Annotated in this window: 3 protein-coding genes; all 3 read right to left on the bottom strand. The window is 74.1% G+C overall.

All coding sequences use genetic code 11. The features are described from left to right. Positions 1–70: 70 nt before the first annotated feature. The 3 genes from ACMA1D_RS12270 to ACMA1D_RS12260 are packed head-to-tail and all read right to left on the bottom strand — an operon-like array spanning position 71 to position 23,015. A complete protein-coding gene (locus ACMA1D_RS12270) occupies positions 71–3,880 on the bottom strand; it encodes an SDR family NAD(P)-dependent oxidoreductase (RefSeq protein ID WP_414723944.1) in 3,810 nt (1,269 codons plus the stop codon). Then, positions 3,877–13,668: an SDR family NAD(P)-dependent oxidoreductase gene (locus ACMA1D_RS12265; RefSeq protein ID WP_414723943.1), complete on the bottom strand. Its 9,792-nt coding sequence runs from the start codon at positions 13,666–13,668 to the stop codon at positions 3,877–3,879. The genes ACMA1D_RS12270 and ACMA1D_RS12265 overlap by 4 nt, the downstream gene beginning before the upstream one ends. After that, complete coding sequence (locus ACMA1D_RS12260) at positions 13,665–23,015, bottom strand: SDR family NAD(P)-dependent oxidoreductase (protein WP_414723942.1); 9,351 nt, start codon at positions 23,013–23,015, stop codon at positions 13,665–13,667. The genes ACMA1D_RS12265 and ACMA1D_RS12260 overlap by 4 nt, the downstream gene beginning before the upstream one ends. Positions 23,016–23,075: the final 60 nt, after the last annotated feature.

Here is a 23,075-nt window from a genome sequence, read left to right as displayed (position 1 = left end):
TCGCCCTCCGGTGCTCCGGCCGCCCGGCCCGTTGTCGTGGCAGCGGGTGGTCGGGGCGCGGCGGGGTGGGTCACGGTGCCGCGTGGGGTGCGGGGAGCACCTTGCTGAAGCTGCGTACCGTCGGGTTCTCGATCAACACGTCGCCGGGGAAGCCCCCGAACTCCGCTCTGACCTGGGCCATCATCCGGACGGCCGCGAGCGAGTGGCCGCCTAGGTCGAAGAAGTTGTCGTTGACGCCGAGGCCGTCGATGCCGAGGATCTCGCTCCAGATCTCGACGAGCGCGGCTTCCCGCTCCGAGGCGGGCGGCTCGAACGGCACCAGCAGTTCGGGCCGCGGGTAGCGGGTGCGCGGCGGGGTGGGTTCGGTCTGGTTGAGCCGCGTCCACTGGTCGAAGCGCTGCTCCAACGGGCCCGTGGAGATGGTCAGTTGGGGCACGCGGTGGGCGACCGACAGGCAGCGTTCCAGTACTTCGCAGCCCTCGTCCGCGTCGTAGTGGTAGTCCTTCATGGTGACGCCGAAGTCGCCGTGCGGGTCCTCGCCCAGGTTCCAGGTGTCCCAGTTGACCGGCAGCCAGCCGGTCCGTGGGCGCAGCGCGCTGGCGTAGGCGTCCATGGCGGCGTTGGCCGCGGCGTACGGGCCGTAGGCGACGCCGCCGAGCACCGCGGCCAGCGAGGACATGGTCAGTCGGAGGGGTGCTTCGCCGGGGGCGAGGAGTTCGTCGAGCACCCGCAGTCCGGTCACCTTGGTCGCGAAGTGCGCCTCGCACACGGCGCGGCTGAGCCCGGGGGCGAAGCCGAAGTACTCCCGGCCCTGGGCGCCGGCGGCGTGGATGACGACGTCGATGGGGCCGAAGCGGTCCCTGGCGGTGGCCAGTGCGGCGGCCATCTGGTCCCGGTCGGCCACGTCGGCCGCGACCGTCAGCACCTGCGCCCCTTGCTCGCGCAGTTCGGTCAGGGTGCGCAGGTGGCCGGCGGTGCGGTCGTCGGCGGGGTGCTCGGCCAGCCACTGCTGCCACTGTTCGGGCGGCGGCAGCGGGGTCCGCCCGGTGAGCACCAGGCGGTGGCCGGCCGCGGCGAAGTGCCGGGCCATGGCGGTGCCGACGGTGCCGAGGCCGCCGGTGATCAGGACGGTGGCCTGCTCGGGCACGGGCTGCTGGCCGTCGCGCACCGGCCCCACCCAGATCGGGTCGAAGGAGCGTATCCAGCGGTTCGGTCCGCGCAGTGCGGCCGGTTCGGTGCCTTCGGTGCCGGTCTCGGCGAGTAGTTCGGCGGCCAGCCGCGCGTGGGCCGGGACGCCGGTGCTGGTGGCCGGGTCCCCGCCCTGGTCCGGGGCTGCCTGGTCCAACCCTGGGACGGGCCCCGGGCCCGCAGCCGCCCCCTCCCGCCCTGACTCCGGAGCCGCCGCTTGATCCAACCCTGGGACCGACCCCGGGTCCAGAGCCACCTGGGCCAGGTCTCCCGGTTCACGATCGGCCAGCTCCAGGTCCGCCGGGTCGAGGTCGAGCAGCCGGCAGGTGATGTCGCCGAACTCCTGGTTGATCACCGGTTGCAGGCCGAGCAGGGTGGCCTGCTCCGGGTGGCGCAGGTCGCCGCCGGTGGCCTCGACCGCGCCCGTGGTGCACAGCAGCAGGTCCACCGGGCCCGGGTTGCTGTCCTGCGAGAGCGCGCCGACCAGGGCCAGTACGGAGTAGAAGCCAAGCCGCTGCGCCGCGGCGAACTGCCCGTCTCCGTCTGGCTGTTGGCTGACCGAAAGGCTCAGGGTGTGCAGGACCGAGCGGGGCCGGCCGAGGTCGGCGAGGGCGCGTTCGACGTCGGACCGTACGGTCGGGTCGAGTGCGCGGACCCGCAGCCCCGGCAGGTCGGCCGCGGGCCGCGCGGCACCGGTCGGGCGCAGCAGCACCACGTCCGCGCCCTGCGTCGCCAGCAGCCGGGCGGCGGCCAGCCCCGGCCCGCCGTCGGCCACCACCCACCAGGGCCCGCGCCCGCGCAGGTCGTCGGCGCTCGGCCCGTACGGGAGCGGCGCGGTGCGCCAGACCGGGTGCGAGAACCAGTCGCCGATCTCGGGGATGCGGCCCGCGGGTCGCTGTGCCTCGTCCGCTGCCCGGCCGGTGGTGGGTGGGGCGCCGAGTCCGGCGAGGCCGGCGGGCAGTTCGGCCGGTTCGAGGAAGTAGCGGCGCCGCTCGAAGGGGTAGCTGGGCAGCGGGACGCGCTGCCGCGGGCCCTGGTGCAGGGCCGACCAGTCGACGTCGGCGCCGGCCAGCCAGTTTTCGGCGGCGTCCTGCGGGTCGGTGGGCCGGTGCCGCTGGCCGGTCGGGGTCACCGGTCCCGCGGTGCGCAGCCGGTCGGGGCTGGCCAGGGCCCGTACGGCGTCCTCGGTGTCGGTGCACAGCACGGCCGTGCGGTGGGCGAAGCCGGTGCGGCTGGCTTGCAGGGTGTGGGCCACGTCGGCGAGCCGGAGGTCGGGGTGGCTGCGCAGGTGGTCGCCGAGGCGCCGGGTGGCTGTGGTGAGCGCGTCGCGGCTGCGGGCCGAGAGCACCAGCAGGTGCGGGCCGGTCGCGGCCGGTGGCGTGGGGCGGTCCGGTGCCTCTTCGAGGAGGACGTGCACATTGGTGCCGCCGGCGCCGAAGGAGTTCACGCCGGCCCGCCGTGGGTGGTTCGCGGGCCGCGGCCACGGCCGGTCCTCGGTGAGCACCGTGAACCGGTCGGCCAGCGGTGCGAGCGCCGCGTTTGGGGTCTTGAAGCCGCGGGTGGCCGGCAGCGTCCTGTGGTGCAGGGCGAGGGTGGCCTTGATCAGCCCGGCGACGCCGGAGGCCCGGTCCAGGTGGCCGATGTCGGGCTTGAGCGAGGAGAGCACCCTGGGCGCGGTCGGGGTGCCGGTGTAGGCCCGCTCGACGGCGGCCAGTTCGATGCTGTCGCCGAGCCGGGTGCCGGTGGCGTGGCACTCCAGGTAGTCGACGGTGGCCGGGTCCACCTCGGCCACCGCGAGGGCGTAGCTCATCACGGCGCTCTGGCCGTCGACGCCGGGGGCGCTGTAGCCGGCCCGGGCGGCGCCGTCGTTGTTGAGTGCGCTGCCCAGCAGGACGGCCCACACGTGGTCGCCGTCGCGCTGCGCGTCGGCCAGCCGCTTGAGGGCGACCAGGCCGACGCCGTTGCCCATCACGGTGCCGTCGGCGTCCGCGTCCAGGCTGTGCACCACGCCGTCCGGCGAGGTGATCGAGCCCTCCTCGAACTGGTAGCCGGTGGGCAGCGGGTCGAAGATGGCCGCGCCGCCGGCCAGCGCGACGTCACAGTCGTAGGTCAGCAGGCTCTGCGCGGCCAGGTGCACGGCCACCAGCGAGGTGGAGCAGTTGGTCTGCACGCCGAGGACGGGGCCGGTCAGGCCGAGCTTGTACGCGACGACCGCGCACAGCGAGTCGGCGGTGGTGCCCATGCCGTACTGCTCCAGGGTGATGGTGGCCATCACCTCGGGGCGGCCGAGCACATGGCGCATGCCGTACTGGCTGGGGGCCACCCCGCCGAACACGCCGACCTTGCCCGGTACGGCGTTCGGCCGGTACCCGGCCACCTCCAGCGCCTCCCACGCGCACTCCAGGAACATCCGGTGCTGCGGGTCGGCCACCTCCGCCTCGCGCGGGCTGTAGCCGAAGAAGGTGGCGTCGAAGAGGCCGGTGTCGGCCAGCGGGGCGCCGCGGCGCACGTAGCGCGGGTCGGCCTGGGCTGCCGGGGGGACCCGGGCCGCCGTCAGTTCCTCCTGGGTGATGTCGCGGATGCCGCCGACGCCGTGGCTGAGGTTGCGCCACAGGTCCTCGGTGCTGGGCGCACCGGGGAAGCGGCCCGCCATGCCGACGATCGCCAGCCGGGATTCGATGTCCTCGCTCATGCGCCCTCGGCCTCCCGGTTCTTGGCGCGGCGCAGGCTGCGCTTGCGCCGGTCGCTGCGGTCCTGGTCGTCGGCGGTGTCCGTGGGGGCCGCCGGGCCGCTGGCCGGTGCGCCCCGGCCGGCGAGCAGGGTGGCGAGGCGGGCCACCGTGGGTGCCTCGTACAGCACGTGCGGGGCGAGTTCGTCGATGGCCAGCCGGCGGCGGATGCGGGCCATCACCTCCATGCCGATCAGGGAGCTGCCGCCGAGGTCGAAGAAGCTGTCGTCGGCGCCGATCTCGGCCAGCCCCAGCAGGTCGGCCCAGACGTCGGCGATGACCTGCTGCACCTCGCCGGACGGCGGTACGAACGGGGTGACCAGGTCGGGACGTGGGTGTCTGGTGCCCTCCTGGGGGCCGGCGTTGCGTCCGCCGCCGACCAGTTCGACGGTGAAGTTCCGGCTCAGCCGCTCCATCAGGGAGAAGTCCTGGGTGTTGGCCACCACGTACGGCTGGTCCTGGCGCAGGGCCCGCAGCAGCAGGCGCCAGCCGGCGTCGAAGTCGATGCCGAAGCGCTGCCGGTTGGCGCGGAAGAAGTCCCGTACGTCCGCGTCGTAGCCGGCGAGTCCGGCTTCCCAGGCGTTCCACTGCCATTCGCCCCAGCCGATGGTCAGGGTGCGGCGGCCGGCCGGGCCGCCCTCCCCGGTGCCGGTGGCAGCGGCGGTTGCGGTGGCCTCGGCGTAGGAGTCGAGGAAGGAGTTGGCGGCGCTGTAGTCGACCTGTCCCGGGCCGCCGCCGGTGGCGGAGGTGATGGAGGAGAAGAGGACGAGGAAGTCCAACGGGACGCCGCTCAGGGCCTGTTCGAGGGCGAGGGTGCCGCCGGTCTTGGGGGCCATCACCTTGCGCATGTCGGCGATGGTCTTGAACTGCATGAGGCCGATGCCGGGCAGCCCCGCGGCGTGCAGCACGCCGTGCAGGGCGCCGAACCGCTCGCGGGCGGCGCGTACGGCCCGCGCGGCGTCGGCCACCACGCTCACGTCGCCGGTGACGATCTCCACCTCGGCGCCGTGTTCTTCCAGCCGCAGCACACCGGTGAGGCGGCGGCGCACCTCGTCGCTGACGGCCGGGTCGTCGAGCGCCTGTTGCCAGGTCTCGCGCGGTGGCAGTCCGGTGCGGCCGAAGAGCACCAGCTTGGCCCGGCTGTCGCGGGCCAGCCGTTCGGCCATGGCGAGGCCGATGCCGCCGAGGCCACCGGTGACCAGGTAGACGCCGCCGGGGCGCAGCGGGCCGGGTTCGGTGGGGTTGCCGGCGGGGCGTTCGGTGGCAGCGGGGTCGGCGATTCGCTCAGCGCCGGCGCGGCCGGTGAAGCCAGCGGAGCCACCGGGGCCGGCGGGGGCCGGCTGGTCGGGCAGCGTCTCGTAGTCGGGGAGCCAGCGCCGCCCGTTGCGCAGCGCCACCACGGGTTCCAGGTCGCCGTCGCCGAGTTCGGCCGCGATGAGGGCGGCGAGCGCGGCGGCGCCCGCGGGGCGTACCGGGTCGGTGTCGATCATCCGGCAGGAGACGTCGGTGTACTCCAGCGGGATGCCGCGTACGGGGCCGCTGACGGTGCTCAGTTCGGGGCGTACCCGCTCGGCGCCGGTGACCGCCCGGGTGCCGCAGGTGACCACGTCAAGGGACCACTTCTCGGCGCCCACGTCGCTGGCCGCGGTGGCGATGCCGACGAGCGTGTCGGCGCCGTACACCAGGGCCCGTTCCACCTCGTCGGCGCTGGGCAGCGGCGCCGCGGGGGCGGGGAGGCCGAGGGTCCACAGGTGGACGATGCGGTCGGGCAGCCCGTCGCCGTCGCGGAGCCGGCGCATCAGGGTGCGCAGCGCGCCGGCGTCGCCCGGGCGGACCCGGTAGTCGTCGCCGTCGGCCGCGGCCTCGAAGGTCTCGGGCCCTTCGGCCGGACGGACCAGGGTGACGGTGCCGCCGGCCGCGGTGAGGCGGCGGGTCAGGGGCGCGCACACCTCGTCGGCCGCGCCGGTGTCGGTGAACACCAGCCAACGGCCGGCCGGCAGGCGCCCGCCGCGCGGTGCGGTCTGCCGCCACACCAGGGCGTGCAGCCAGTCCGCTTCGGGCAGCAGGGGCAGCGGGGCCCGCTTGACGTCGTCCAGCGTGACGTCGGTGAGCTGGACGTCGACGGCTGCGGCGGGGGCCGCGGGGCGCTGGGTACGGGCCGGGTCGAGCCAGTACTCGCGGCGTTGGAAGGGGTAGGTGGGCAGCGGTACGCGGTGGACGGGGCGGCCCTGGTGGTAGCCGCTCCAGTCGATGTCGGTGCCGACCAGCCACAGCCTGGCCAGGGTCTCGGTGACGACCTGGTCGTCCGGGCGCGGGTCGGCCTGGGCCGGCAGCGTGGGCACCACCAGCGGCCAGCGCTCGCGCGGGCAGTCGGGGTGGACCCGGACCATGGCGCCGAGCGACTGCCCGGGGCCGATCTCCAGGAGTACGGTGTCGGGCTCGGCCAGCAGGTGGGCCAGGCCGGCGGAGAAGCGCACGGTGGTGCACATGTGGCGGGCCCAGTAGCCGGGGTCGGTGACCAGGTCGGCGGTGGCAAGCTCGCCGGTCACGTTGGACAGGTAGGGGCGCTGCGGGGGATGCAGGGTGATGTGCTCGCTGATCCAGGCGGTGAGTTCGGCGCTGATCGGCTCCAACATGCGGGTGTGGAAGGCGTGCGTGGTGGCCAGCCTGCGGCCGGGGACGTCGGCGGCCTGGAGGCGGGCCTCGAAGGCGTCGACGGCGTCGGTCGGGCCGCCGATCACGGTCAGGTCGGGGCCGTTGCTGACGGCGATGTCCAGGCCGAGGTCGGCGAGGTTGCCGAACCTGGTGCCGAGGTCCTGCGCGGAGAGCGGCAGCGAGAGCATCGCGCCGGCGGGCAGCCGGCCGATCAGCGCGGCCCGGTGGGCGACCAGCCGCAGCGCGTCGGGCAGGGTGAGTACGCCGGCGAGGCAGGCGGCGACGTACTCACCGAGGCTGTAGCCGAGCATGGTGGCCGGGGTGATGCCCCAACTGCCGAGCAGGCGGGCCAGGGCGTAGTCGACGACGAACGCGGCGGGTTGGGCCAGTTCGGTGCGGGCGAGTTCGGCGGCTGCCGCCTCGTCGGCGGCGTCGGCCGGGCCGCCGCGGCCGAGCATCGCGGCGAACACGTCGCCGTCGTCGGCGGGGCGTTGGCGCACCGTGGTCAGCAGCCGGCGCAGGTCGGCGCCGGTGTCGGGCAGCAGGTCGAGGCAGGCGTCGACGGCCGCCTTGAACTCGGGTTCCCGGTGGTAGAGCTCGCCGACCAGGCCCGGGTACTGCTCGCCGACGCCGGCGAAGAGGAAGTCGACCGGCCTGGCCGCTGTCGCGTCGGCCCGGCGCATCAGCCCGGCGACCGAACCGGCCGCGTCCGCGCCCTCGGTCGCGGAGTGCAGCGCTTCGGGCGTCTGGGCGACCAGCACCCGGCGGTGTTCGAAGCGCTCCCGCCCGGCCTGGAGGGTGTAGGCGACGTCGAGCGGCGTCTCTGGGTGCTGGCGCAGGTGATTGCCGAGGCGGGCGACGGCCTGGTCGGCGGCGTCCGCCGTGCGGGCGGAGAGCGGGAAGAGCTCGTAGCGGCGGTCGGGGCCGCCCGGCGCCGCGGGCTGTGGCTCGGGCGGCTCTTCGACGACGACGTGCACGTTGGTGCCGCCCATGCCGAGCGAGTTGACGCCGGCGATGCGGGTCCGGCCGGGCTCGACCTGCCAGGGGGTGAGTGCGGTGTTGACGTAGAAGGGACTGCTGCCGAAGTCGATCTCGGGGTTGGGCGAGTCGAAGTTGAGGCTGGGTGGGAGTTGGCGGTGGCGCAGGGCGAGGACGGTCTTGATGAGGCCGCTGGCGCCGGCCGCGGCGCCGAGGTGGCCGATGTTGGTCTTCACCGATCCGATCGGGCAGTACTGCTTGCGCGTGGTCGGCCCGAACGCCTTGACCAGGGCCCGCACCTCGATGGGGTCGCCGAGTTCGGTGGCGGTGCCGTGCGCCTCGATGTAGCCGATGTCCTCGCCGGTGACGCCGGCCGCGGCCATCGCGTCGGCGACCACGGTGGCCTGGCCGACGACGCTGGGCGCGGTGTAACCCACCTTCAGGGAGCCGTCGTTGTTGATGGCCGACCCGCGGATCACCGCGTGCACCGTGTCACCGTCAGCCAGTGCCTGATCGAGCCGCTTGAGCAGCAGCACGCCGACGCCGTCGCCGAACAGGGTGCCGCCCGCCTGTGCGTCGAAGGTGCGTACCCGCCCGTCCGGCGACTCCATGCCGCCGGGCACGTACAGGTGTCCCACCCGGTCGGGTACGTGGATGCCGGCGCCGCCGGCCAGCGCCATTTCGCACTCGCCGTGCCGCAGGCTCTGGCAGGCCAGGTGGGTGGCGACCAGGGCGGTGGAGCAGAAGGTCTGCACGGACAGGCTCGGCCCGGTCAGGCCCAGCTTGTAGGAGACGCCGGTGGCCAGCGAGTCCTTGTCGTTGCCGATGACGGTGCTGTACAGGTCGGCTTCGCCGGCGTCGGCGAGGCTGGCGGCCTGCAACATCAGGTACGTGCTGAGGTTGGAGCCGGCGAAGACGCCGACCCGACCGCGGCCCGCGGCGGTGCCGTAGCCGCCGTGTTCCAGCGCCTCCCAGGCGCATTCGAGGAACAATCGGTGCTGCGGGTCGGTGGTGGACGCCTCGCGGGGGCTGTAGCCGAAGAAGCCGGCGTCGAAGGTGCGGATGTCGTCCAGGACCGGCCGCGCCGGCACGTAGTTCGGGTCGTGCACCAGCTCGGGGGCGACGCCGGAGGCGAGCAGTTCCTCGGGGGTGAAGCGGCTCACGGACTCGACGCCGTTGCTGAGGTTCTCCCAGAAGGCGGCGATGTCGGCGGCGCCGGGGAAGCGGCCGGCCAGGCCGACGACGGCGATCCGGTCGTCGTCGGTGCGCTCGCGCGGCGCGCGGGCCGGCTCGGCGGCCGGCTGCGGCGCGGTCTGCGGGGTGTCGCCGCGCAGTTCGGCGATGACCGCGGCCATCGCGTGCACGGTGGGCGCCTCGAAGAGGGTGATGGGCGAGACCGTGACGGCGAACTCGCGACGGATCTGCTTGACGAGTTGCAGCACCATCAGCGAGGTGCCGCCGAGGTCGGAGAAGTTGTCGCGGGCGCCGATGCCGTCCACGCCGAGCAGGTCGCCCCACAGGTCGGCGAGCTTGCGTTCCAGGGCGCCGGCCGGCGGCACGAACTGCTGGGCGAGGTCGGGCCGCGGGAAGCGGGTGCCGGCGCCGCCGGCCGGGGCGGCGGCGCGCCGGTGCACCCACTCGGCGAGCCTTACGGGCAGGCCGCCGGCGCTGACCAGGGTGCGTGGGTGCGGGTTGGCGAGCACTTGGTCGACGGCGGCCAGCGCCTGCGCCTCGTGCAGCGCGTACTCGGCCAGCGAGGCGCCGAAGGACTGGCCGCTGATGCTGGCCGCGGTGGCGGGCCAGGTGTCCCAGTCGACGGCCAGCCAGCGAGTGCGGCCCGTGCGGTGCCGCGCGGCGATGGCGTCCAGGAAGGAGTTGGCCGCCGCGTAGCTGCCGAAGCCGATGCCGCCGAGGACGGTGGACATCGAGGAGAACAGCAGGCAGAAGTCGACGGGCAGCTCCGCCAGCACCTTCTCCAGGGCGAGCGCGCCGTCGATCTTCGCGTGGAAGTGGGCGTCGCGCTCCTGCGGGCCGAGGCCGGAGAGCGGGCTGAGCACCTCGGCGTCGGTGATGGCGGCGAGGTGGATGACGCCGTCGAGCCGGCCGTGCCGGTCGCGCACGTCGGTGACCAGGGCGCGCAGCCGCGCCTCGTCGGTGACGTCCGCGGCGACGGCCTCCACCTGCACGCCGCGCCCGGCCAGCCGCAGCAGCCCGGTGAGCCGCTCGCGCAGCGCGGGTTCGGTGGCGGGGTCGGCGGCGGCCCGCTCCCAGTCCGCACGGGCGGGCAGTTCGCGCCTGCCGGTGAGGACCAGGCGGGCGCCGTGCGCGGCGCCGAAGTGTTCGGCGAGGAGCAGGCCGACCGGCCCGAGCCCGCCGGTGATCAGGTAGACGCCGTCGGCCTTGGGTGTGATGGCCGGCGGGTCATCGGGCGCCGGCGCCGGCACGTACTCCAGGGCCAGCCGCTCGCCGCCGCGCAGGGCCAGCAGGTGGTCGGCGGTGGTGGCGGCACGGTCGGGGGTTGCGGCGGGAGCAGTGGTGGCCGCGCTTTCGGTGCCGGCCGCGGGGTGGTCGAAGCCGTGCAGCAACTCCGCGTACAGGGCGGCGGCGACGGTCAGCGGTGTGTCGCCGGCGGCCCTCTCGCTGCTGGGTGCGTCGTCGCCCGGCACGTCGCCGGTCAGGACCGTGTCGATCGTACGGACCTGGAGGCCGGCGTACTCCTGCGGGGCGACGAGGAGCGGGCCGAAGGCGGTGGCGCGCTCGGGGGCCGGCCGGTCGGTGTCGAGCACGGCGCGCGCCGACTCGGTGGCCGCGAGCAGCGAGACCGGGTGCGGCAACCGGGCGTCGCCGAGCGCCGCGGTCAGGGCCCGCAGGCTGTCGAACCCCAACTCCCGTGCGCAGTCGGCGTCTTGAGGGGAAAGAGCGCTGCCAAGGCCCCAGAGGTGGACGACCCAGCGGGGGGCCGGGGACGTTTCGATGAGCTGCTGGTAGTCCTGCTGTTCGGCGGGGCGTACGGTGCGGCTGCCGTCAGTGGCGGCGTCGGCTGCGGGCAGGCCGGCGGGGCGGATCAGGAGGTGGTCGACGCGGGCGGCGGCGAGCCGTTCGGCGAGCGCGTCGGCAACCCCGCGCTCGTCGGCGAAGATCCACACGGGGGCGTCGGGGAGGGCCGTCGCGGGGGCCGCCGGCAGCGGTCGCGGCGTCCAGCGCGGATGGAACAGGCCCCGCTCGGCGAGCGGATCGATCTGCTCAACCTGCTTGTCAGATAAATGAGTTAGTGACTGTACGGAGGTCACCGCGGCGGGTTCGGCGGGGCTCGCCGTGGCGGTGTTGGCGGGCCCGGCGGCGGCCTGGGTGGGCGCCGGGTCGATCCAGTAGCGCTCGCGCCGGAAGGGGTAGGGCGGGGCGGAGACGCGGCGGGGCTCGCGGCCCTCGTGGTAGGCGTCCCAGTCCACCTCGCCGCCGGCCAGCCAGAGCTGGGCCAGTGCCGTGGTGAGCACGGCCTCGTCGGTGGTCGGGTCGGCCTGGGCGGGCAGCGTGGGCAGCAGCAGCGGCCAGCGCTCGCGCGGGCAGTCGGGGTGGTTGCGGGCCATGGCGCCCAGCGACTGGCCGGGGCCGAGTTCCAGCAGGACGTCGTCGCCGGCGGCGAACAGGTGGGTGAGCATGTCCGAGAAGCGGACGGTGCCGCACATGTGGTCGGCCCAGTAGCCGGGGTCGGCGAGTTGCGCTTGGCTGATGGGCGCGCCGGTGACGTTGGAGAGGTAGGGGATGGTGGGCGCCTTGGGGCGCAGTTCGGCGCGGGCCCAGGCGGTGAGCTCGGCCGCTGCGGGGCGCAGCGCGGCGGAGTGGAAGGCGTGGGTGGTGCGCAGCGGGCGGCTCGGCACGTCGGCGGCGGCCAGCCGGGCGGAGAGTGCGGCCACCGCGTCCACCGGCCCGGAGACGACGGTGAAGCCGGGCCCGTTGATGGCCGCGACGTCGACCCCGGTGCCGGCGAGCGGGCCGAAGCGGGTGGTGAGTTCGGTCTGGGAGAGCGGTACGGCGGCCATCGCGCCGGCCGGCAGGCCCGCGATGAGCTGTGCGCGGAAGGCGGTGAGCCCCGCGGCCTCGGGCAGGGTGAGGGCGCCGGAGAGGCAGGCGGCGGCGAACTCGCCGACGCTGTAGCCGAGCAGCAGCCGCGGCTGGATGCCCCAGGACATCAGCAGCCGGCCCAGTGCGTAGTCGACGGCGAACATCGCGGGCTGGACGATCTCGGTGGCGCTGGCCGTGTCCGTCTGCTGCGCCGGCCCGGTCCGGCCGAGCAACTGGGCCAGGTCGGGCGCGCCGCTCTCCCGCTCGCCCAGGAAGCCGGCGACCGGGTTGACGCCCAGCAGGTCCTGGAAGAGCGCGGCGCAGGTGTCGATGGCGGACCGGAAGGTGGGTTCGGTGCGGTAAAGGCCGCCGACCATGCCCTGGTAGTGCTCGCCGACGCCGGCGAGCAGGAAGCCGACCTGGCGGCGGGCGGCGTCGCGGCGGGCGAAGACCCGGTGTTCGGCGTCGGCTCCGAGCGCGGCGAGCGCGTCGCCGCGCGAGGTGACGACGGCCGCCCTGCGGTGCTCGAAGACCGCACGGCCGCTTTGCAGGGTGTACGCGAGGTCGGCGATGTCACCGGTGGCGGGTCGGCCTGCGCCGGGCTCGGGGAGTTCGGCGTGGGCCTGCCGCAGCCGGCCGGTGAGCTCATCGGCGGCCTCGGCCGAGCGCGCCGACCACAGCAGGAGCTGGTTCTCGCGCGGGGTGGGGCGGGGCCTGGCTTCGGCCGGCTCGGCCTCTTCGAGTACGACGTGGGCGTTGGTGCCGCCCATGCCGAACGCGCTGACGCCGGCCCGGCGCGTGCGCTCGCCGCGCGGCCAGGGCCGCAGCTCGCTGACGACCTCCAACCGGTCTGCGGAGCGCAGCAGTTGGGGGTTGGGGCGGTCGAAGTTGAGGGTGGGTGGGATCTCCTCGTGCTGGAGGGCGAGGGCGGTCTTGATGAGGCCGGTGACGCCCGCGGCCCGGTCCAGGTGGCCGAGGTTGGTCTTGACGGAGCCGATCGCGCAGCGGGTGACGCCGGGCACGTCGAAGACGTGTTGCAGGGCGCTGATCTCGATGGCGTCGCCGAGGCCGGTGCCGGTGCCGTGCGCCTCCACGTAGTCGATGTCGGCGGGTTCCAGGCCGGCGCTGGCCAGCGCCTCGGCCATCACGGCGGCCTGGCCGCGGACGCCGGGCGCGGTGAAGCCGACCTTGTCGGCGCCGTCGTTGGTGACCGCCCAGCCGCGGATGACGGCGTACACCCGGTCGCCGTCGGCCAGTGCGTCCTCCAGGCGGCGCAGTGCGACCACGCCGACGCCGCTGCCGACCGGGGTGCCCTGGGCCGCGGCGTCGAAGGCCCGGCAGGCGCCGTCGGGCGAGGCCATGCCGGCCTCCTGGTAGAGGTAGCCGACGCGGTGCGGGACCAGCACCGAGACGCCGCCGGCCAGCATCAGGTCGGCCTCGCCGCTGACCAGTGTGGAGCAGGCCAGCGAGACGGCGACCAGCGAGGTGGAGCAGTAGCTCTGGACGGTGTAGCAGGGGCCGGTGAGGTCGAGGGTGTAGGCGGTCCTGGTGGCGAGCGAGTCCTTGTCGTTGCCGAGGCCCACCTGGACGTCGCCGAAGAGTTCGGTCAGCTCGGGCCGGGTGTTGAGGTTGTTCATCATGTACCAGCTGATGCCGGTGCCGGCGGCCACGCCGATGGTGCCGTCGAACCGCGCGGGATCGGCCCCCGCGTCCTCCAGGGCGTGCCAGGCGGTCTCCAGGAACAACCGCTGTTGCGGGTCGAGCAGTTGGGCCTCGGACGGCGTGTAGCCGAAGAACCCGGCGTCGAAGAGGTCGATGCCGTCGATGACCGAACCTGCCCGTACGTAAGCGGGGTCGGCCAGGAGTTCTTCGCTGACGCCGCTCGCGCGCAACTCTTCTTCGGTGAAGCGGGTGATGGTGTCCTTGCCCGCACGGATGTTGTGCCACAGTCTGCGGACGCCGTCCGCGCCGGGAAACCGGCCCGCCATGCCGACCAGGGCTATGTCGGTGCCCACCTCGTCGTCCAGCGGTCCGTCCTCGCTCGTGTGCCGGCTCACTTGCCTGTCCTCCTGCGCTTGATGGTCGAGGCTCCGGCACGACGCCGCCGCCCCCGTGCCGCGCTGCCGTCCAGCCGTGGCTCCTCAGGTGTCCCGCCGTCGGCCGCGCCACCCGGGCGCGAGCGGTCGAGCAGCGCGGCGAGCTGCGCGACGGTGGGGTGTTCGAACAGGCTCGCCGCCGCGAGTTCCACCTCGAACTCGGCCGCGAGTCGGGCCACCACGGCGAGGCCGACCAGCGAGGTGCCGCCCAGTTCGAAGAAGGGGTCGTGGATGCCGACGCGTTCCATGCCCAGCACCTCCTGCCAGGCCAGCGCCACCCGCTGTTCGGTCTCGCTGCGCGGGGCCAGGTAGGGGACGCGCAGTTCGGGGCGTGGGTAGCGGCGTTCGGGCGCGCCTTCCGCGCCGGCGCCGGTGAGCGCGTCGGGGTCGGACATCAGCCGCATCAGTTCGACCAGGTCGGCCAGCGGCTGGTTGAGTACGTACAGGTGGGCGGGGCCGGCGGCGATCGCCCGGCCGAGGGCCGCGGTGCCCTCCGCGTCGGTGAACCCGAACTCGGCACGGGCCCTGGCCACCCGCTCGCGCAGCACCGGGGCCGCGGCGTAGGCGGCCGACTGCCAGCGGTCGTGCTGCCAGGCACCCCAGCCGATGGAGACGACCCGGGCGGCGACGGCGCCGTCCTCGGCCGCGGCGAACGCGTCCAGGAAGGCGTTGGCCGCGCCGTAGTCGCCCTCGCCGTGGCCGCCGATGGCGGTGACGGTGGAGGAGTAGAGCACCAGCAGCTCGGGCGGGTCGCCGCGGAGCGCGTCGGCCAGTGCCAGGGTGCCGGCCACCTTGGGCGCGAGCACGGCCCGCGCCTGTGCTTCGGTACGGGTCTGGAGCAGCCCGCCGCCGGGCACGCCGGCCGCGTGGATGACGCCGTACAGGTCGCCGAAGTGTTCGCGTACGGTGCGCAGCGCGGCGGCGGCCTGGCCCGGGGCGCTGATGTCGGCGGTCACCGGCAGCACCTCGGCGCCGGTGGCGCGCAGCCCGCGGATGGCGTGCAGCACGCCGCTGATCCGGTCGTCGGGGCGGTGGGCGTCGATCCAGTGGTCCCACAGGGCCGGTTCGGGCAGTTCGGTGCGGCCGATGAGGGCGAGCTTGGCGCCGCCGACGGCGAGCTTGCGGGCGAGCGCGAGGCCGAGGCCGCCGGTGCCGCCGACGATGGCGTACACCCCGTCGGCGCGCCACACGTGGTCGTCGGGGACCTCGGGCAGCGTCACCTGCTCCACACCGGGCAGCCAGCGCCGGCCGCGCCGCCAGGCGGTGAGCACCCGGGAGCCGACCGACTCGGCGCCCCGCGCCCCGCCGGTGGCGCCTTCGGTGGCCGCCTCCACGCCCAACAGCTCGAATTCGCGCAGCAGTTGGGGCGCGGAGCGGGTGGCTGGCGCGTCCGGTTCGAGGTCGACGCAGCGGCAGTGCAGCCGCGGGTACTCCACGACGATCGAGCGGCACAGGCCCACCGCGGGGGCGGCCAGTGGCGTCACCTGTTCGCCGCCGAGCACGTCGGCGGTCCCGGAGAGCGCGACGACCAGTTCGACGTCGCGGCTCGGCAGCACGCGACCGACCGCCTGCACGAGCCAGAGCAGGCTGTAGAAGCTCGCTTCCAGGGCGTCGCCGGGCTCGGGGCTGCTGTGTTCGGGGTTGCTGTGTTCGGGGTTGCCGGGCCGCTCGCCGCCCGGTCGCTCACCACCGAGCCGGCCCCCGTCCGGGTGGCCGTAGGCGTGGATGATGCGGAGGGGGGCGGTGGAGTTGGGTGTTCCGTTGGCAGTGGACGTGCCGTTGGCATTGGGTGTGCCGTGGAGGCTGGGTGTGCCGTTGGCGTCGGCGTGACCGCCCGGGTCGGCCAGCCCGGTCACATCAGCCAGTTCGGTCAGGAGTCGTACGTAGTGTTCGGGCTGGCCCGGGTCGATGGTGATGGTGGACCCGGTGCGGCGGTAGTGGTCGCCGGGTTCGACGCGTACGACGGTGTCGCCGGCCGCCGCGGCCCCCGCGGCCAGAGCGTCGCCCAGCCCGGTGCGGCCGGCCAGCAGCAGCACCGTCCCCGGCGTACGGGAGGTGCCGGCGGGCGGCAGCGCGTCGTGCCGCCGCCAGGTGGGCGCCAGGAACCTGGTGCCGCGCGCCTCGGCGGCCGTCCTGGTGGCGGGTTCGGCCGGGTCGGCGGGCTGGGTGGTGGGCGTCGGCCAGTAGCGGGTGCGCTGGAACCGGTAGGCCGGCAGCCGCAGCAGCTTGCGCCCGGCCGGGTGGCCGGCGGCCCAGTCGACGGTGAGCCCGAGTTCCCACAGCCGCCCGATGGCGACCAGCGGACCGCCCGCACCGGATGCCGCAGCATCATCCAACAGCCGTACGGTGGGCGGTAGTTGTGCTTCCTCGTCGTCGCCTTCCCGGGCCTCCTGGGTGTCGGCGGCCGGCGCCAGGGTGTGTCCGGGGCCGGCTTCGACCAGCAGGCTGGCGTAGGGCGCCAGCGCATCGGCCGCGAGGGGCGGTGCGGCCGACCGTTCGGGGACGGCCGCCCAGTGGGCCGGGTCGAGCGCCTGCTCGGCCGTGAGCAGCACACCGGTCGCGGCACAGGCCACGCTGGTGTGCGGCGCGTGCAGGGCCACCGTTCCGGCCGCCGCGGGGTCCACCACCAGGGCGAGCGCGTCGGCCAGTTCGAGCACGCCGGCCGCGCAGGCCGCCACGTACTCCCCCACCCCGCGGCCGACCAGCACCGCGGGCCGCACCCCGTACGCCGCCAGCCACTGCACCAGCGCGTACTCCACGGCGAAGGTGGTCAGCGCGGCGTGCTCGGTGGCGGTCTCCGGCGCAGCACCGGCCGGCGGGGGGCCGAGGTCGCCCGGCGCGCCGAGCGTGCGGCCGAACCGGTCGGCGGCCAGCTCGGCCACCGTCTCGTACGCCGTGCGGAACGCCTCCTGTTCCCCGTAGCCGTCGCCCAGCGGGCCCGGCCCGGCGGCCTGGGCCGAAAGGAGCAGCGCGACCCGGTGGGTGCGGGTGGGGCCGGCCACACCGGTGCCCGGGTTACGCAGCCTGGCGACGGCGTCCGCGCCGTCCGTGCACAGCAGCGCGGTGCGCACCGGGAAGGCGGTGCGTCCGGTCTGGGTGGTGTACGCCACGTCGGCGAGCGACAGTTCCGGCTGCTGTTCCAGGTGGTCAGCGAGGGCGGCGGCGGCCTCGGTGAGGCTGGCTTGATTGGTGGCGGACAGGGTGAGGAGGTGGGTGTCGGGGGTGGCTGGCGGCTCGGGGGCCGGCTGCGGGCCCGGGTCCGCCTGTTCGACCACCAGGTGGATGTTGGTGCCCGACCAGCCGAAGGAGCTGACGCCGGCCCGGCGGACGGCGTCGGCGCCGACCGGGAAGGGTTGGGTGGCCTGGGCGGGTTGCACGGGCCCGGTGAGGTCGAGGTCGGGGTTGGGTTGCTCCAGGTTGAGGTTGGCCGGGACCTCGCCGTTGCGCACCGCGAGCACCGTCTTGATGAGGCCGGCCATGCCGGCGGTGGTGAGCAGGTGCCCGACGTGCGTCTTGACGGCCCCGACCAGCACCGGTCGCTCCACCGGGCGCCCGCCGAACACCTCGTTCAGCGCGCCGAACTCGATGGAGTCACCCAGGCTGGTGCCGGAGCCGTGGGCCTCGACGAAGCCGATGTCGTCCGGGCCGACGCCGGCGTCGGCGAGCGCGGCGCGCACCACGTGGGCCTGGGCGGTCCGGCTCGGCGCGGTGAGCCCGTTGCTGCGGCCGTCCTGCGTCATGGCCGAGCCGCGGATCACGGCGTGCACCGGCCGGCGCTCGGCCGCGGCGTCCCCGGCCCGCTGCAAGATGACCGCGCCACTCCCCTCACCTGCGACGAACCCATCGGCCCTGGCGTCGAACGCCTTCACCTTGCCGTCCGCGGAGAGCATGCTCATCTTGCACGCCTGCACGATGGCGCTGGGGTCGAGCAGGGCGGAGGCGGCGGCGATGATGGCCATGTCGCACTCGCCCTTGCGCAGGCTCTGTACGGCCAGGTGGGTGGCGGTCAGCGCGGAGGAGCAGGCGGTGTCCACGGTCAGGGTGGGGCCGCGCAGGTCGAGGTGGTAGGCGATGCGGCCGGCGGCGGCACTGGCCGACAGGCCGAGGAAGAAGCTGGGGTCGTCGAAGCACGCCTGCCCCTCGGCCTCGATCTGCCGCCTGGAGTACTGGGTGGAGTCGCTGAGCCCGAGGAACACACCGGTCTTGCTGCCGCGCATCCGCTCGGCCGGGATGCCGGCGTCCTCCATGGCCAGCCAGACCATCTCCATCAGCATCCGGTGCTGGGGGTCGAGCCGCAGCGCCTCCTGCGGGGTGCAGCCGAAGAACTCGGCGTCCCAGTCGGCGAGGTCGGTGACGAAGGACGCCTTGCGGGTGTAGGCCTTGCCCGGCACGCCCTTGCGCGGGTGGTAGTAGGCGTCCATGTCCCAGCGGTCGGCCGGCACCTCGGAGGCTGCTTCGACGCCGTCGAGCAGGTTCTGCCAGAAGGCGTCGGGACCGTTTGCGCCGCCCGGGAAGCGGCAGCCCATGCCGAGCACGGCGATCGGCGCGTCGGCCGCCGCCGGCAGGGCGGCCGGCGCGGGCGTGGCCGCGGCGGAGGCCGCAGGCAGCCCGTCGACCAACTCGGTGTGCAGGAACTGGGCGAGGGCCAGCGGGCTCGGGTGGTCGAAGGTGAGGGTGGCGGCCAGCCGCAGGCCGGTGGCCGCGGCGAGCCGGTTGCGGAGTTCGACGGCGGTCAGCGAGTCGAAGCCGAGCGCGGTGAACGGCTTGCCCACGTCGACGCCGTCGGGCCGGCCGTGGCCGAGCACCGTGGCGACCTGCCCCGCCACCAGGTCCAGCAGGTGTCGGTCGCGTTCGGGCCCAGGCAGCGCGGCCAGGGTCGCCCGGAGCTGGTCCGCACTACCCTGTTCGCCGCCGTGGTGGGCGGTGCGCCGGCTGCCGCCAGGGGCGGCCAGCCCGCTGAGCAGCGGCGGCAGCGGCCCGTGGGCCGCCACCTTGGCCACGTTCAACTTCACCGGTACGAGGGCGGACGCGCCGTGCGCCAGGCCCGCGTCGAACAGGGCGAGTCCTTCTTCGGGGCTCATGGCGACCACGCCGCTGCGGGCGAACCGTTCCCGGTCGGCCGCGCCGAGCGCGGCGGTCTGGCCCACGCCCTGCCCCCACCAGCCCCAGGCCATCGAGACCCCGGAAAGACCGGCCGCCCGGCGGGCCCGTACCACGGCGTCCACCGCCGCGTTGGCCGCCGCGTAGTTGCCCTGGCCCGGGCTGCCGAGCACGCCGGCGGCCGAGGAGAAGACGACGAACAGCCGGCATTCGGGGGTCCGGGTCAGCGCGTCCAGCCGGCACAGGGCGTCGACCTTGGGGCCGAAGGCCCGGGCCACCCGCGTCGCGTCCAGGGCCGTGATCACCCCGTCGTCCAGTACGGCGGCGCAGTGCACCACGCCGACCAGCGGGCGTTCGGCGCGGATCTGCGCGACCAGCGCGTCCACTTCGGTCGGCTCGGCGATGTCGCAGGCCAGGACGTCGACGCGGGCCCCGAGGGCGGTGAGGTCGCTCCGCAGTTCGTCGACGCCTGCCGCGTCGGGGCCGCGCCGGCTGACCAGCACCAGGTCGCGGGCACCGTACTCGGTGACCAGGTGCCGGGCCACGAGGCGGCCCAGGTCGCCGGTGCCGCCGGTGATGAGCACCGCGCCGCCGGTCGCCGCCGCGGGGTCCACGGTCAGCACGATCTTGCCGGTGTGCCGGGCCTGGGCCATGAAGCGGAACGCCTCGGGCGCCTGCCGCACGTCGAAGAGGGTGGCCGGCAGGGGGGTGAGCACCCCACGGGCGAAGAGTTCCATCAGCTCGCCCAGCATGGCCGCCACCCGGTCGAGCCCGGCGTCCAGCGCGTCGTACGCCTGGTAGCGCACGTCGGGCCGGGCGGCGGCGATCTCCTCGTCGGTACGGATGTCGGTCTTGCCCATCTCAAGGAACCGGCCGTCGTCGGCGAGGAGCCGCAGCGAGGCGTCGACGTACTCGGCCGCCAGCGAGTTCAGCACCACGTCCACGCCGCGGCCACCGGTGGCGGTGCGGAACGTGTGCTCGAAGTCCAGGCTCCGCGACGAGGCGATGCGCTCCGCCGGCACTCCGAGGGACCGCAGCACCGGCCATTTCCAGGGGCTCGCGGTGGCGTACACGTCGGCGCCGAGGTGGCGGGCGAGCTGGATGGCCGCCATGCCGACGCCGCCGCTGGCCGCGTGGACGAGCAGGCTCTCGCCCCGCTGCACGTCGGCGATGCGGCACAGCCCGTAGTACGCGGTGAGGAAGACCACCGGGACGGTCGCGGCCTCGGCGAAGGTCCAGGCGTCGGGCATCCGCACCCAGCCGCGCCGGTCACTGACGACCACCGAGCCGAAGGAGCCGAAGGCCAGGCCGACCACCCTGTCACCCGGCGCCAGGTCGGTGACCTGCGCGCCGACCGCCAGTACGGTGCCGGCGGCCTCCGTGCCGAGCAGTCCCACGTCGCCGCGCATCATGCCGAGGCCGGCGACCACGTCGCGGAAGTTGAGCCCGGCGGCCCGCACTTCGACCCGGATCTGGAGCGGGTCGAGCTCCTGCCACACGTCGTCGGCGGCCAGCCACTCCAGGTTCTCGGCCGACCCGGCCTCCCGCATGCCCACCCGCATCGCCTGCCGGGTCTCGACGGAGGCCGTCAAGGCGGCGGGGGCGAGCGGCAGGGACTTGCTCTGGTGGGTGCGGGCGAGTCGGGGTGCATGGAACTCGCCTTTACGCAAGGCCAGTTGGGGTTCCTCGCTGTGTGCGACGGCCGCTACGAGTTCCGGGGTCACTCGCGTGTCCGGCTCGACGTCGAGCACCGTGATCCGCCCCGGGCTCTCCGCCTGCGCCGAACGCAACAACCCCCACACGGCCGCGGAAGCCGCATCCACCGGCTCATGCTGAGCAACACCGACACCGCGCTCGGTGACCACCACCAGCGGCCGGTCGCCGTCCTCAGCCAGCCACTCCTGCACCACTTCCAACGCGGCACAGGTCGCGGAACGCGCGGGCTGGGCCTGATCGCACGAAGCGCCGCGGGCGGCTTCCCCCGCCAAAGCAGCGGCTTCCCCCGTCGGAGCGGCCCACACCAACACATCACCCGCACCCGAGGCCGAAGCCGCACCCGCACCCTCCGAGGCCGACCCCAGGGCCGCGCCCTGGGCCACCTCCGGCACCGACACCGCAACCGGCACCCACCCCACCTCATACAAATCCGACACCCGCGAACCCACCACCAACTCACCCAACGGCAACGGCCGCAACCTCAACCCCTCAACCACCACCACCGGATCACCCACACCATCCACCACATCCAACCTCAACCCACCCCCACCCACACCAGAAATACGCACCCGCACCCGCACCGCACCCACCGCAAACAACCGCACCCCCGACCACACAAACGGCAACACCGGAACACCCACCTCCAACCCCGGCACCACCCCACCCAAAACCACCGCATGCAACGCCGCATCCAACAACGCCGGATGCACCCCAAAACCACCCACCCCACCACGACCACCCTCAGGCAACACCACCTCAACAAACGTCTCACCACCCCGCCGCCACACACCCTCCACACCCCGAAACACCGGCCCATACTCCAACCCACGCCCCACCAAATCCTCATACACCCCACCCACCGACACCACCTCAGCACCCACCGGCGGCCACACCCCCAACCCCACCACACCCACCGGACCTTCCGGCGTCAGCACACCGGTGGCATGGCACACCCACTCGTCGTCGCTCTGGGCAGGGCGGGCGTACACGGCCACCGGGCGACGGCCGCCCGACTCGGCCTCCCCGACCACGATCCGTACGAAGCTGACGCCGGTCTCGGTGAGGATCAGCGGGACCTGGGTGACGAGCTCGTCGAGTACCGGGCAGTCGACCTGGTCACCAGCGCAGATCGCCATCTCCACCAACGCCGTACCCGGCACCACCACCCGACCCTGCACCCGATGCTCACCCAACCAACCCTGCTCCCGCACCGACAACCGACCCGACACCACCACCCCACCCGAACCCGGCACCTCCACCACCGCACCCAACAACCCATGACCCACACCCCTCAACCCATACACACCCACATCACCCACACCCCCACCACCACCCACCAACCAAAAACGCTCCCGAACAAACGCATACGTCGGCAACTCCACCAACCCACCACCCACACCACCCGACCCCACACCGTCAAAGAACGCACCCCAATCCACCCCCACACCCCGCACAAACAACTCACCCACCGACACCAAAAACCGACCCAACCCACCCTCACCACGCCGCAACGAACCACCCACCACCACACCACCCGCACCCACATCCTCCACACCCGCCACCAACACCGGATGCGGACTCACCTCAACAAACACATCAAACCCCAACCCCACCAACGACCGCACCACCGACTCAAACCGCACCGGCTCCCGCAAATTCCGATACCAATACGCCGCGTCCAGCTCGGCTCCGTCCACCAGTTCGCCGGTGACGGTGGAGTAGAACGGCACCTCGCCGGTGCGGGGGGTGATGTCGGCCAGGTCGGCGAGGAGGCGTTCTTCCAGGAACTCGACGTGCGCCGAGTGCGAGGGCACGCTGTCCGGGACCCGCTTGGCGCGGATCGCGTCTCGTTCGCATTCGGCGAGCAGTTCTTCGAGGGTGGCGTTGTCTCCCGAGACGATGACGGCCGACGGGCCGTTGACGGCCGCCACGCTCGCCCGGCCCGACCAGCGTTCCAGCCGCTTCTCCGCCTCGGCCGCCGGCAGCGCGACGGACAGCAGCCCGCCCTGTCCCGCAAGGTTCTTCAGCAGCGTGCTGCGCGAGACCACCACGGTCGCGGCGTCCTCCAGCGTCAGCGCGCCCGCCACACAGGCCGCGATGACCTCGCCCTGGGAGTGGCCCACGACTGCGGCCGGCTCCACACCCAGCGAACGCCAGAGCGCCGCCAACGACACCATCACGGAGAACAGCGCGGGTTGTACGACGTCGAGTTCGGCGAGGTCGGGCGCGCCTTCGTCGCCGCGGATGGCGTCGATGACCGACCAACCCACCAGGGGTGCGAAGGCCGCGTCACAGGCTTCGAGTCGAGCCCGGAACACCTCCGACTGGTCCGCCAGCTCCAGTGCCATGCCCACCCACTGCGAGCCCTGACCAGGAAAGACGAACACCACCCGACCACCACCATCAACCCGCACCCCACCACCACTCGTAACAACCCCAGCAGCCTCCTCACCACGCTCCACCACACCCAACCCCGCCACCAACTCACCCAAACCCCCACCCACCACCACCGCACGCTCACCCAACCGCGCCCGCCCCCGCACCAACGACAC

This window comes from Streptomyces sp. 796.1 (assembly GCF_047525675.1).
Classification (GTDB): Bacteria; Actinomycetota; Actinomycetes; order Streptomycetales; family Streptomycetaceae; genus Streptomyces.
The sequence above is the reverse complement of the archived record's forward strand: the minus strand, read 5'-3'. Positions and strand labels throughout refer to the sequence as shown.